This is a genomic window from Gillisia sp. Hel_I_29 (assembly GCF_000744275.1).
Classification (GTDB): Bacteria; Bacteroidota; Bacteroidia; order Flavobacteriales; family Flavobacteriaceae; genus Gillisia.
The window spans coordinates 1,158,884-1,172,725 of the sequence record NZ_JQLP01000005.1; the positions used below are offsets into that span (position 1 = coordinate 1,158,884).

Genomic DNA, 13,842 nt, shown 5'->3' on the forward strand with positions numbered 1-13,842 from the left:
CGTGTGTTAGAAATTCCACCCTTCTATTAATTTCTCTAAGAACTTGAACAGTACCTAGATCCTATAACAGAGATCGTATCAAAAGCGAGCAAAAGTGATGGAGAATAGAGTTTAAAAAATCAACATTATTATGAAGAATGAAATTTTGAAACTCTCCTTAGGAGTAGATGTCTCAAAAGAGACTTTGGCTGTTTGTTTGTGCCGTCTAACGGCTAGACTTACAAAGGAGTTTGAAGATCCATTTGAGGTTAGTAATGATTTATCAGGTTTTAAAAAGTTGGTAAAGTGGTTACTTAAAAATGCCAGTTCTCCAGAGGATATAGTTGTCGTTATGGAATCGACAGGTATTTATCATGAAGCTTTGGTATACCATCTCTATGGGGAAGGATTTCCTGTAAGTGTTATGCAATCAGGACGTGTAAAGCGCTATGCTCAAAGTTTGGATCAACGTTCCAAGACCGATGCCTTAGATAGCCGTATGCTTGCCATGCTTGGTTGTGAAAGAGAGTTGGCATTATGGAGCCCACCAGATCCAATATTACGTCAGTTAAAAGGGCTGAGTCGGGAACGATCTTTTTTACTAAAGGAAAAGCAGATGGAGCGAAATAGACTTCATGCCTTGGAACACTCCGTTTATAAAAGCAAGCGGGAGCTAAAGCGCTATGGACAGCGATTAAAATTGATTGAAAAGCAGTTGATAGAAATAGAAAAGGAGATGGAAATTCTAGTTAAGAATGATCCACAGATGCATCAAAGGATTAAGCATTTGGAAAGTATCCCCGGGATCTCTTTTAAATCTGCAGCGACCGTAGTAGGTGAAACTTTGGGTTTCACCGGTTTTACTAATGCTAAACAATTGACTAGTTATGCAGGATTTGATGTGGTCTTGAAAGAATCTGGTGCTTATAAGGGAAAGACGAGAATCAGTAAGAAAGGGAATAAACATATTCGTAGTGCACTATATATGCCAGCGATGAGCGCCATACAATGGAATCCAACCTTGAGAAAATTTTACGAACGAGTCCAACCCACTAAAGTCAAACCAATGATAGCCTTAGTAGCAGTAGAGCGAAAGCTATTGGTATTAATGTATAGTTTATGGAAAAATGAAATAGATTACGATCCAGAACATGAGCAAAAAAAGACAGCAAGAACCGAAGTCCTTGCTGCACAGGATAGAAGCAATTTAACATTGACTTCTTCCTAAAAATTTTCTCAAAATTACTTGTTTTATAACACAGTACCTAACACAAGTTGCGGGAGTAGGGACGCGGACTTGTCGGTTTAAGTATTTTCTCACTTAGGATACTAAATTACACTTTTTCGATAAAACCCGTTATTTGTGATAACCGTTGTTACCACCAGGCGACTATCTCTTATACTCGTCTCGGAGGCCGATAAAATCAATCGGAACAACTGGCTTATTTATTTCTTTTTTTCGTTCTTCTAAATTAATTCCCATTGCTAAGTATATCATACTAGCCCTAACTAATTTAATTAAGTTTAATGTTTTCTTCTCAAATTCCTCTCGGTTTATAGCATAAGTAAGATTTTTATCAAATAATCCATTTTCTCCAAACTCTATTATTTTGAATGACTTATGTTCTATGAAGTTTCTGATTTTAGCTAATTCTTTGGCTTCTGGTTCAATTGTTGAAGAAAAGCTCTCATCTTTTTCAAAGAAGTCTCTACTTAACCAATATAGTCCTCTTAATGGCCAATTTTGAGTTTGACTAATTTTTGGGTTCATTTTAGAAGTCTTTGATTTTTTATCATAAACGATCCAAATACTTCTAAAGGATACTTTTTCGGGTTGGAATCCTAAATCTAAATAATCATTTAATAAGTAACCGATTTTATCAAGGATCGAGTAGCACATTCTAAAAGCAATTTTTGTTTTTTCACTACTATATGAATAAACAGCAAAATCTAAAGTGTCCAATTGTAAATTATCTTTATCCGAATAATGTGTTTCTTTTTGATTCAGGCCTTCAAATAATAAATGTCTTGCAGATACAAATTCTTGCTTTATTTGATTAAAAATTGTCTGATAAAATGGAGTTTTGTCAAAATTTAAGGTCATAGTCGGGAGTAAAAGACAATCGTGACCAGCTATGTTTTCTGTGGTAATATCATTTAATGGATTTAAAAATAAATGATTTTTTAAACACCATTTTCTGTATTGAATTTCTCCTTTACTTTCTCCAAGAGAGAAGTGTTTTAAATCTTGGATGTTTTTTAATTCTTCTTTTTCTATAAAGGACTCAATTAAATTAATTGTGTTCTGGAATGCTGATTTCGCTTCATCGTAAATATCAGTGTCTATAGTTTTTAATAGGTACTTATGTGCGAATTGGAAAAATAAAAATTGATGGCCACTATCGTAGATAGTTTTAGCATAATGAAAAAGTCCAAATCCGATATTTCCAAAAGCCATTGGAAAGGATGAATCTACACTTAATACTTTCTTCCAATATAACTGAGCTTCTGAGAATCTCCCCAAATGACTAAAAACGTTTCCTAAATTCGTAAGTATTTCACATTTTTTAATTCTATTCTGGCTTTTATGAGAATATGAAAGGGCTAATCGTAGATTTATTATTTGTTGATCAAGTTCTTTATGACTAAAACGCCAAAATTGATCTGAATTTAATTCTTCTGTCAATCGTTGGAAATAAGACCATCCATTTGCAACATTATAATGAAAAACCATTTTTTCATCGTTCGAGAAGTTTTCCAGACTTTGATCTTCGGCAAATTTTAGTCCTTGTCGAATGATTTTGACATCTTCTGACTGTCTTCCTGTTTCAAATAAAATAGCAAGCGCATTCGGAACCTGGCCAGTTTCAAAATTATTTAGGTCAGGTAAGTTTAATATTTCCTTTAAAGTTAAATTCACAGTTTGTCGGAGCTTGGTGGTAACGGTCTTGTATATGAAAAGTAGCGCTGAAAATAAGCGATTACTTTCGGGTGAAACACAAGTCGAATTTTTAAATTTTACTAATTATTTTATTTTTGGGAATTTGTCAAATTTAAAAATTTGGCGACTTTCCAAAAATGCCCGAACCTTTGTGTTAGCAACGACTCGCGCTATTTTTTATATACGTTGTTGCCAGTAGTTTTATATCACGGAAATTCTTGGTCTCAAGTCATCTGTTTTGCCTAATTCCTCTCCTAAAAATCCGATTATTTGAACTTTTCCATTTTTATCCATCCAACGACATTCTACTTCATTAATATCATTGTGAATTCCGATTACTACCATAATCAGGCTCGTATTGCTTAAATGATAAACTTTATCTCCTATTTTGAAATCTTTGATTGTATATTTTCCCATAAATATTTAATTCATTAAAACTTTTAATTCTCTATGTAATGCTCCAAAAGTCGCATCAATTGTGTCTTTTGCAAATGGAATATAAACAAGTCCGTGAATATTACTTGGAATATTTACACCACTTTCGTGAAGTAGAACAACATTATTTAAACCATAAAAACCTTGAAAAAAACCGATTTCGTGCATCACATTTTCCCTTGCTCTTATTTCTCCATCTTCTGTAATATCATCTCCTGTCATAACAATAACTGCAACAGAACATTTCTGTGCTTCTTCAGATAATTTTTGTAAAATGGTTCTTCCCAAATTCGCTTCTTGTGCTAATTCTAAAGTATTATGTTCAAGGTCTTTTTCTAAATAAGCTTGAAGTTTTCTCCATTCCTCACTTCTGCCGTGACTTATAAAAATTCTATTCGTCTTTTTTATATTTTCGGATTTTTCGCCAATTCGCATATTAGAATAAACCTCTAAAACATAGTCAAGATTATTTATCAATGGTGTGATTCCATCTCTTTGATATAAACTATCATTTCCATTATTACCTAATTTTTTTGGTAAAGGTAGATTTGGTAAGTCATCAAATAATCCGTCAAATTCAGTTTCTAATTTATTTATTAGAGTTTCATATCGAGGAAGTAAAGGTTCAATACTACTTCCGATGCACCTTTGTCCATAACCATATTCAATACTCTCAAAACTTTTTTTAAGTGCTGCTACTTTTGCTAAAATTATTGACTGTTTACTCATTTGTTCGTTTGTTTCTCAAATTACTGGCAACGGTCTCGGTTCGTATGTTAGATTTGAGATTGTAATTTAGCTAAAAATAGGAATTAATTATTAAACTCCATAGAAGGGATAGGGAGGTCTCGGTAGATACATTTAATCAATGATATCGTGTGTTAGAAATTCCACCCTTCTATTAATTTCTCTAAGAACTTGAACAGTACCTAGATCCTATAACAGAGATCGTATCAAAAGCGAGCAAAAGTGATGGAGAATAGAGTTTAAAAAATCAACATTATTATGAAGAATGAAATTTTGAAACTCTCCTTAGGAGTAGATGTCTCAAAAGAGACTTTGGCTGTTTGTTTGTGCCGTCTAACGGCTAGACTTACAAAGGAGTTTGAAGATCCATTTGAGGTTAGTAATGATTTATCAGGTTTTAAAAAGTTGGTAAAGTGGTTACTTAAAAATGCCAGTTCTCCAGAGGATATAGTTGTCGTTATGGAATCGACAGGTATTTATCATGAAGCTTTGGTATACCATCTCTATGGGGAAGGATTTCCTGTAAGTGTTATGCAATCAGGACGTGTAAAGCGCTATGCTCAAAGTTTGGATCAACGTTCCAAGACCGATGCCTTAGATAGCCGTATGCTTGCCATGCTTGGTTGTGAAAGAGAGTTGGCATTATGGAGCCCACCAGATCCAATATTACGTCAGTTAAAAGGGCTGAGTCGGGAACGATCTTTTTTACTAAAGGAAAAGCAGATGGAGCGAAATAGACTTCATGCCTTGGAACACTCCGTTTATAAAAGCAAGCGGGAGCTAAAGCGCTATGGACAGCGATTAAAATTGATTGAAAAGCAGTTGATAGAAATAGAAAAGGAGATGGAAATTCTAGTTAAGAATGATCCACAGTTGCATCAAAGGATTAAGCATTTGGAAAGTATCCCCGGGATCTCTTTTAAATCTGCAGCGACCGTAGTAGGTGAAACTTTGGGTTTCACCGGTTTTACTAATGCTAAACAATTGACTAGTTATGCAGGATTTGATGTGGTCTTGAAAGAATCTGGTGCTTATAAGGGAAAGACGAGAATCAGTAAGAAAGGGAATAAACATATTCGTAGTGCACTATATATGCCAGCGATGAGTGCCATACAATGGAATCCAACCTTGAGAAAATTTTACGAACGAGTCCAACCCACTAAAGTCAAACCAATGATAGCCTTAGTAGCAGTAGAGCGAAAGCTATTGGTATTAATGTATAGTTTATGGAAAAATAAAATAGATTACGATCCAGAACATGAGCAAAAAAAGACAGCAAGAACCGAAGTCCTTGCTGCACAGGATAGAAGTAATTTAGCATTGACAACTTCCTAAAATTTTTATCAAAAATACTTGTTTTCTAACACAGTACCTAACACAAGTTGCGGGAGTAGGGACGCGAACTTGTCGGCTTAGTTGTTTTCTTACTTAGGATACTAAATTACACTTTTTCGACAATACCCGTTATTTGTGATAATCGTTGTTAGGCTGCGTTATTTTCTAACGGTTTTATATTATTGAATTCTTTCTCCTTTAAAGATTTTTCTTCTTCTAAATCATAATCATCTTGCAATCCCAACCAAAATTTTGCTGTGGTTCCAAAATATTTTGAAAGTCGAAGAGCGGTGTCAGCAGTTATTCTTCTTTTCTTTTTTATGATTTCACTTATTCTTGTCTGCGGAATAAAAGTTTCTTTAGAAAGTCGATATGCAGTAATTTCCATTGGATCTAAAAATTCTTCTTTCAAGATTTCACCAGGATGTATATTTTCTAACTTTTTCATTTTTTATCTTTTTAAAATTAATGGTAATCAATAATCTGAACTTCAAAAGCATTGTCATTTTCCCATTTGAAAATTATTCTCCATTGCTTATTAATTCTAATGCTATGAAAACTTTCTAAATTCCCGCTCAACTTTTCTAAATGATTCGCTGGAGGAATTCTTAAGTCATTTATATTTTGAGCATTATTTATCATTCTCAGTTTTCTTCTTGCTACATTTTGAATATTAGCAGGAAGCTTTCTCGATTGGATACCGTTCCAAATTTTGTCAGCTTCTTTGTCTGCAAATGTTTTAATCACAAATAATTTTGTTTTGCGTTACTAACGTCAAAGATAAGTAAAAAATTAGAAGTTCCCAACACGAAAAAATTATGCTGCCTAACGGTCTCGGTTAACACAAGTTGCGGGAGTAGGGACGCGAACTTGTCGGCTTAGACTTTATTTGTTGGTTAATTTAATTATTTTCTTTGAAATGCTACCCGTTATTTGTGATAACCGTTGTTGTAAACTGTAGCGATACACCCAGTAAGTTCTTGAAATAGTATTCGCCGTAAATTTTGAATTTATCTGTTAATCCTGAAAAATAAATAATGTTCAAAATACTCATTTTCCTCATTTTTCTGTATGAGTGAGAGTCAGATTTGTAATTTTTTAAAAATTTTATTAAAAATCAGTTTCCAAATTTTCTCGACGCTTTATTGATTTCCATCATTTTTTCGCACTAAATTTTATGAATTTTAGAGTCCTATTTTGAGTTATGAAACTTAGTCAGTTTAATCAATTATTTCATTTTTTGCTGCTTAAATTTGGAAGAATTTAAGTCGTTGCTATTATTTCCAACTGAAATTGTGCACTGTAATCAAAATTTTAAACTTGTTTAAGAAATCACTTTTTCTTTTGGTTTGTGGAGTTTGTTATATAAAAATTTCAAAAATCCAGTTATCATAAAGAAAAATATTACGATTAAAAATCTGTTATTAGTCAAAGTATCAATTGGCCAAATATCAGTCAGGGCAATAATCAAAATGAATAGTGATAGTAACCAAATTATAAGAGCGAATATCCAAAGCGTTTTATACATTTTTATATTTTTAATTTGATTATCTACTAAAGAGAAGTTATTATTTATATTAATCAATTCTTGATTAATTGTTTGGCCAATTTAATTTCTTTTAATTAAAACTCAAAATTTTCCTTAGAGCTATTGTTTACAACGGTCTTGGTTAAGGCAAGTGGCGTGGAGTAGGGACACGTTCTTGTCGGCTTTGTTGTTTTTTTTTGATGTCTAAAATAGTGCTTTTCACCAGAATGCCCGCTATTTGCGCTTAACCGATGTTGGCAACTGGCTTTTTCCAATTAATTACTTTTCAAAAACCTAATATCATTCATATTATAATTTTTTTCCGAAGCCCCAATCTGTTTAAAATAAATATATTTTAATTCTTCCGAACACGATTTATACGTGCTACCAGAAACAGAATATTTAAGCATTGTAAATGGTTTTATTGAGTCATTATTATAGATAAAGCCTTTTCCATTAAATTCAATTCCTCCCGTTGGGTAATTTATATATTCGTTAAAAACCTTATTTATCAATAATCCAGCTTTAATATCTTTTCCGTTTTCCGAGTAAAATAATGTGTCAATTATAGATTCCTTGTATTCAATGTTTGTTGGTAAATCTATTGCCCAATATCTTTTAATCGTGTCATTATAAGTTTTGCCATTAAAAAATCTTAAAGCTAATTCTGAAGGCTTTTGAATTGTTTTAACTTTTATTAAACTGTCAACCAAATTTTGAATTTTGATTTTATCACGCCTATAAAGGTTTGGTTCAATTTTTACGTTATAATTAAATTCCTTTGGCGTTGTCGTTTCAGTCATTTTTAGAGAAAACTCTTTTGTCAAATGAGTCATTGACATAACTGCAAGTGGACAACTTAAAATTAGTAGAAACCAAACACTTATTTTTTTGATATTATTCTTGAACGATAATAAAATAAATACGATTGTTGATATAAATAGGATTAAGGAAGTAATTGTAAAAGTGTCAATTACATTTCCTAATCCAGAACCATTTTTGTCGTTAAAAATGTGAAAGATTGAAATTAAAATTCCAATTGCTAAAATTCCATATAAAATTTTAATTCCTTGTTCTTTCATTTTTTTTTTAGCTTGTTGCCAACGGTCTCGGTTATCGCCAGTTGGCGGAGTAGGAGACACGGATTTGTCGGCTTAGTATTGGTTCGTTGGTCAAGTTAATTATTTTCTTACTAATGCTACCGCTTATTGGCGATTAACCGTTGTTATGTGGCGTTTAATTGTTTATATTTTGTAGTTAAAATCGAGCTAACCAATTTTTTCTATTCTTTTCAAGTCGAGACTTTTTAATTCCAGTTTCATTCCAAAAAGAATAATATTCAGATCTTCTTAAATAACGAGATAATTTGAAAGCTAAAAACAAATGTGTTATTCCATTCAGTCGAAAAACCTCTTCAAAAACCCTTTTTCTATTTTCTTTTCCAGTTATTTTTTTCGCATCTGCTCCACTTTTCATTTCTAGAGGAGGTAAATCTTCTAATCTGCAAGCTTCTGCCCAAAGTAGATCTATGAGAATTAGGCATCTTCTTCTGATTCCATCGTGATAGGTTAGCCAATCTTGAACCTCTTTTCTAATCTGATCGTGTTGTTTAGGATCAGTTTCGTATGAAAATATATGTTTATATTCTGGTTCCAATAGCTGTCTTAAAGGTCTACTTGGTCTTAGGAATTCTGTCCCAAATATTGGATAAGTTTCTGCTATATCTAAATGTCCTTGTAATAATCTCGTTGAAATCTCAGATAAAATTCCACATATTTTTTGAACGCTTTCTCTTGCCCAAATTGTAGGTTCACTTAAATTGTATTCAAGTGTTTTTTCTTTTAATTCATTGAGTCTTTTCTTATTAACCACTTGGTAATATTCATTAGAACTTCTTCCAATGTAAACTATGTTTCCCCAATATTTTTTGCTTTTATTCCAGAGGTTACGATATTCTGTAATTAAAGCAATTCTTGTCTGTCTTTTTTGTGATATTAAAATAAATACCTGGGCAAGTCCAACCAATACAAGAAGAATAGTTGCAATTGCTGTTAATGCAGAATCACTCATTATAGAAATCATTTAGGATTCTTTTAATTTTTGTGCAATTTAAGTATTTATAGCTTTCGTATTAAATGCCATATAACGGTCTCGGTTAACACAAGTTGCGGGAGTAGGGACGCGGACTTGTCGGTTTAAGTATTTTCTTACTTAGGATACTAAATTACACTTTTTCGATAATACCCGTTATTTGTGATAACCGTTGTTATGCCTTGTTATTTGTGTTCTTCATTTATAATTAGAAACTTTGCCCTTTCATAAAGTTCATCATATGTAATTATTTCTGGAGAGTTAATGTTTTGTCTATATAATTCAAAAGATGAAAATTTACTTTCATTAATTCCATATTCGGTTTTAAATTCAGATAGATTTCCTATTATTAAGAATGATTTTGGTTGATAAAGAAAAACGGTTTCATTCGTTGGATTGCCCATACTATCTTTTAAAATATTCTGTGTGGGTAAATTATTTATAGATTTTTGAACAGTCTTCTGAATTTGAGAAACTGCTCCAGATAATTCATTTGAGGGATTCCAACAATCGTTTCTATAAGGTTTGTTGTTTAGTAATGAAGTGCTATTAGTTTTAATTTCAATAAAACATAAAGTGCTTATTATTCCTCGAGTTTTTAATAATCCATCAACTCTTTTACCATTCGAATTGAATGTATACCCAGAAACTACTTGTTCAATTTTTTTTCCTTCTAAATTACTAATGAAGACGTAATTTAAACCAAAACCAAATATCCAAGTATTCTTTTCAAAAAATACTTGCCATAAATTCTCTTTACTTCTATTTCCCAATTTATCTAATTGGGAATCAAAATAATCTTTGTCATTTAGGAGTTTTTCAAATTCTTTTAATTGTTTTTTTCTAAATCCTAAAGCTGTTATATCTGCGTTCTTAATATCATTTTCTATAAACGATTTGATAATATTTGGGTTATTTTCTAAAAGTTTTTTTGACTGATGATCTGTAAAAACAATATTTTCGGCTTGTTCGTCAGTTATTTGGATGTTTAATTTTTTTCTATTCTTTGGATTATATAATGAATCAATTGGTGAGAATTCAACTCTACTATTTAGTCCTTCTATTTTGGAATATACTTCGTAATTCTTTAAACCAATATGATTAATAACATCAGTAAGTTGAAAGCCTTCATTGACTAGATGTTTAACATAAGAAAATTTTAAGTGTTTTATAGAATATTGTTCCCCATTCAAAATATTTAATTTTGCTCGATTAAAAATATTTCTAACTGATGATTTAGAATATGCTTCATGTGAAGAATCATTTTCAAATAAGTAATATTTTGGTTTATAGATTTCTAAATAAGAGTCTATTTTAGTTTTTAAATAATCTCCAAAATTAGATTCCCGATATATTTTACCATATTTTCTAATTTTCAGAATATTTTTATCAAATAATAAATCCGACTTTCTTAACTCAATCAATTCGCTCACATCTAAACCACAAGCATAAATTAATGAGATTATTAAATTATGCTTTAAATTTTTAATTGAATCAAGTATAGTTATTAATTCTGGCTTTGAAATTGTTAAATGTATTGTCTGTTCAGGTCTTTTTATTTTGATTTTTTTGAATGGATAATTTCTTTCAAAAACTCGATTGTATAAAAACTCTAGTGCCGTTATCGCTTGACGAATACTTGGCTTGCTGTAATGATTTTCATTTTTTAGAAAAGTAATATATTCGGTAATTTCGTTAAAGCTTAATGCTTTTATATCATCGGAGTTATGATATTCAAAAAATCTATTTTGCCATATCATATAAGTTTTAACTGTACTATCTTGAAAATTGAATTCCTTCAATTTATTCTCTATAAAATTCTGCGCAATTGAAACTTTCATATTCTCAAATTATAAGGCATAACTGGTTATATCCACAGCAATATACTTATTTATTCAAGAATGTTCCGGGATAAGCGCAGGTTTTGCTGTTTTTTAACCCATAAACATTAAATACAAAAATACTATTTAGAAAGAACAATTTGTCATCTATATTGTCACCTAAAAATAAAAAACCCAGTAAGCATAGTGCTTACCGGGTTATGTGGTGGAGTCGGAGGGTTTCGAACCCTCGTCCAAACAAGCAATTAACATAGCTTTCTACACGCTTATTTTTCACTTAATTGTCGATGCAAGACCGGCTGAAAACCACCAACCTTACACGTATTCTCATTTGAGCTTCAGAATTACATCAAGACCCTATAATTCCTATATTTACTTTATCGATACCTCTAGTGTGAACGCCGTAAATCAAGGCTTTCACGAGGCATCTCGGCTCCCTACCTTGTAGGGATGAAGATAATCCTACTGTAATTCGGATTATGCAGCCAAGGCGTAGTTATTCTCGCCGTTTAAAAAAGTGTGAAATATGAGATTTACGAGCTATATCCCAGCGCTCGACGTGCTTACTATCCAATTAGACTCGCTGTCAAATCCAAGTCGACCCCATAAAATAATGAACTTTTGTGCGTTCCTGCTTTAAAAAAAGCAGGCCGGGCTATTCGTTTCAATCCATTTAATCTTTTAACAAAAATAAAATGGGATTTTCACTGCTATCCTTAACGCGGCTGCAAAGATACAGATTTAAATTTATATCTTTACAGAAGACCTAGTTTAAAACAAAATCCATACCAAAATATGATAAAATTTGCCCTGATCAAAGAGCGTAAATCTCCACCGGATAGACGTGTAGTGTTTTCTCCAGAAAAACTAAAAGAAGTAGTTCAAAAATTTCCAGAGGCAAGTTTTAAGATTGAAGCCTCCGATATCAGAATATTTTCAGATCAGGAGTATAGAGATGCAGGATTTGAGGTGGTAGAAGATATTTCAGATTGTGATGTAATGCTAGGGGTAAAGGAGGTTCCATTGCTATATCTAATTCCGGATAAGAAATATTTCTTCTTTTCGCATACTATCAAAAAGCAGCATTATAATAGGGACCTTTTAAGAGAAGTGGTTTCAAAACATATCGAACTTTACGATCATGAAGTGGTTGTAAAAAAGAACGGACATAGACTTATTGGCTTTGGTCGCTACGCAGGACTGGTAGGAGCTTATAATTGTTTTAGAGCTTTGGGAGTCCAAAAGAATTTATATAATCTGCCAAAAGCTAAGGATCTTCCAGATCTAAATGCCCTTTTGTCAGCCTTAGAAAAAATTAAAGTTCCTAATTTAAAATTCGTTCTTACAGGTAGTGGAAAAGTTGCACATGGCGCTAAAGAAATATTAGATCATCTAAAAATTAAGCAGGTAAGTACAGAGCATTATCTAAACGATAAGTTTAATGAGCCTGTGTATTGTCTAATAGATGTGCTGGATTACAATGCACATAAAGAGAATAAAAACACTACGAACTTGCATTTTTATAAAAATTCAGAAGAATACAGATCAGATTTTATGAAATTCGCTAAAGTAAGTGATGTGTTTATTGCAGGTCATTTTTACGGAGATGGGGCACCAGTTTTCTTTGATAAGCAACAGGCCGCTTCTAAAGATTTCAATATTAAACTTATTGCAGATATATCTTGTGATATCAATGAGCCCATAGCTAGTACTATAAGACCTTCTACTATTGCTGAACCTTTTTATGGATTTGATCCTGAAACTGGGACAGAGGTTGATTTTAAGGATAAGAATGCTATTATGGTAATGGCGGTAGATAATCTACCTTGTGAATTGCCTCGAGATGCCAGTGAAGGTTTTGGTGAAATGTTCCTTGAAAAGGTAATTCCATCTTTCTTTAACGGTGATAAGAATGGTATTCTAGAACGGGCAAGAATGACTCAAAATGGCAATTTAACAGAAAGATTTAAATATCTACAGGAATTTCTGGATGGTAAATAGAACCTATAAGTTTTAATAAGAAATTTAAAAAACTGAAAAGCTGTTATCCAACTATAACAGCTTTTCAGTTTTTTAATTAACTCCTACTTAGCGATCCACATGGCTATTTCCAGATCCTGATTAAAGAGTTCATCGGTTATACTACCAATAAGTAAGGAAGAAAAAGTATTACCTCCTTTATCTCCAACAATCAAAAGATCTACATTAGAATTTTTAGCGCCAGTACTAAGTTTTTTGGCTACTCCAGAATCTCTGCCGGGTATGATCTCTAATTCTAACTCATGTTTTAAGTGAAGTTTTTTAGAGAATTTTAAATAACGTTCCTTTAGATGCTTTTCTATTTTAAGATCTAAATTCTCCTTTGGTACATAGGGAGAGAATTGAACTGGCATATTATAGACATGAACAGCTTTTGCGGTTGCTTTGGTAAATTCTAATAGATTGTCTGTTAAGTGAAAAACCTTTTTAGAAGCTTGAGAAAAATCGGTTCCAGCCCAGATGTTGGATATCTCAGGTTTAAAATTTTTGGGAATGGATAGAATGTTACATTTGAGCAAGCGTAACAACTTACTGCTTACAACTCCTGTCCCACCATTTCTATTTTTATTACCAATAATTGCTAAGTCTATTCTATACTTATTAACTATATAATTTATAAGAGATTCTGTATACGGATCTTCAGAAATAAGCACCTCCCAATCTACTGAATCACTAAATTTCTCTTCAACCTTTTCATTGAGCTCATCTCCAATGATCTCATCAAGATTTATATCTTTTAGCTGCTCATGGAACAACTCAGATATTTCGTATTTCTTGATATTATGAACAAAGAAAACTTTATCAACTTTAAGGGTTTCAGCAAGAAAGGAAGCATAATTGATAAGGGTATCGTCAATGTCAGATAAATCTAGTGCTACCAGTATATTTTTAAAATTGTACATAGA

12 protein-coding genes and 1 other RNA gene are annotated in these 13,842 nt (G+C 32.1%); 3 read left to right on the forward strand and 10 right to left on the reverse strand.

What is annotated here, in order from left to right:
* The first annotated feature begins 130 nt into the window (after positions 1 to 130).
* A complete protein-coding gene (locus P163_RS10370) occupies positions 131 to 1,207 on the forward strand; it encodes an IS110 family transposase (protein ID WP_034890609.1) in 1,077 nt (358 codons plus the stop codon).
* A gap of 162 nt (positions 1,208 to 1,369) precedes the next feature.
* Here P163_RS10370 and P163_RS10375 read toward each other — a convergent pair whose 3' ends face one another.
* The 3 genes from P163_RS10375 to P163_RS10385 form a co-directional block, all read right to left on the reverse strand.
* Complete coding sequence (locus P163_RS10375; protein ID WP_051931222.1) at positions 1,370 to 2,899, reverse strand: LA2681 family HEPN domain-containing protein; 1,530 nt, start codon at positions 2,897 to 2,899, stop codon at positions 1,370 to 1,372.
* A gap of 222 nt (positions 2,900 to 3,121) precedes the next feature.
* Positions 3,122 to 3,337: a hypothetical protein gene (locus tag P163_RS10380; RefSeq protein WP_034890611.1), complete on the reverse strand. Its 216-nt coding sequence runs from the start codon at positions 3,335 to 3,337 to the stop codon at positions 3,122 to 3,124.
* A gap of 6 nt (positions 3,338 to 3,343) precedes the next feature.
* Positions 3,344 to 4,084, reverse strand: a complete 741-nt coding sequence (locus tag P163_RS10385) for a TIR domain-containing protein (RefSeq protein WP_034890615.1) — start codon at positions 4,082 to 4,084, stop codon at positions 3,344 to 3,346.
* Between the two features lie 276 nt (positions 4,085 to 4,360).
* Here P163_RS10385 and P163_RS10390 point away from each other — a divergent pair, with 276 nt between their 5' ends.
* On the forward strand, positions 4,361 to 5,437 hold the full coding sequence (locus P163_RS10390; RefSeq protein ID WP_034890591.1) for an IS110 family transposase: 1,077 nt from the start codon (positions 4,361 to 4,363) through the stop codon (positions 5,435 to 5,437).
* A gap of 148 nt (positions 5,438 to 5,585) precedes the next feature.
* Here the strand turns inward: P163_RS10390 and P163_RS10395 are convergent, their stop codons facing one another.
* From P163_RS10395 to ssrA, 6 genes are all read right to left on the reverse strand, one after another.
* A complete protein-coding gene (locus tag P163_RS10395) occupies positions 5,586 to 5,885 on the reverse strand; it encodes a HigA family addiction module antitoxin (protein WP_011709863.1) in 300 nt (99 codons plus the stop codon).
* A gap of 17 nt (positions 5,886 to 5,902) precedes the next feature.
* On the reverse strand, positions 5,903 to 6,184 hold the full coding sequence (locus P163_RS10400) for a type II toxin-antitoxin system RelE/ParE family toxin (RefSeq protein ID WP_034890621.1): 282 nt from the start codon (positions 6,182 to 6,184) through the stop codon (positions 5,903 to 5,905).
* Positions 6,185 to 7,240: 1,056 nt separating this feature from the next.
* Entirely contained in the window at positions 7,241 to 8,047 is an 807-nt protein-coding gene (locus tag P163_RS10405) for a hypothetical protein (protein WP_156100691.1), read from the reverse strand.
* Between the two features lie 175 nt (positions 8,048 to 8,222).
* Entirely contained in the window at positions 8,223 to 9,035 is an 813-nt protein-coding gene (locus P163_RS10410) for a hypothetical protein (RefSeq protein WP_034894272.1), read from the reverse strand.
* Between the two features lie 206 nt (positions 9,036 to 9,241).
* Entirely contained in the window at positions 9,242 to 10,897 is a 1,656-nt protein-coding gene (locus tag P163_RS17895) for a Shedu anti-phage system protein SduA domain-containing protein (RefSeq protein WP_051931223.1), read from the reverse strand.
* Positions 10,898 to 11,100: 203 nt separating this feature from the next.
* Positions 11,101 to 11,502: a transfer-messenger RNA gene (gene ssrA / locus P163_RS18160) on the reverse strand.
* Positions 11,503 to 11,692: 190 nt separating this feature from the next.
* Between ssrA and P163_RS10420 the strand changes: the two genes are divergently transcribed.
* Entirely contained in the window at positions 11,693 to 12,898 is a 1,206-nt protein-coding gene (locus P163_RS10420; protein WP_197055438.1) for an NAD(P)-dependent oxidoreductase, read from the forward strand.
* 83 nt (positions 12,899 to 12,981) lie between these two features.
* On the opposite strand, the gene P163_RS10425 is transcribed toward P163_RS10420, so the two are convergent.
* Positions 12,982 to 13,839: a universal stress protein gene (locus tag P163_RS10425; RefSeq protein ID WP_034890627.1), complete on the reverse strand. Its 858-nt coding sequence runs from the start codon at positions 13,837 to 13,839 to the stop codon at positions 12,982 to 12,984.
* Positions 13,840 to 13,842 lie beyond the last annotated feature (3 nt).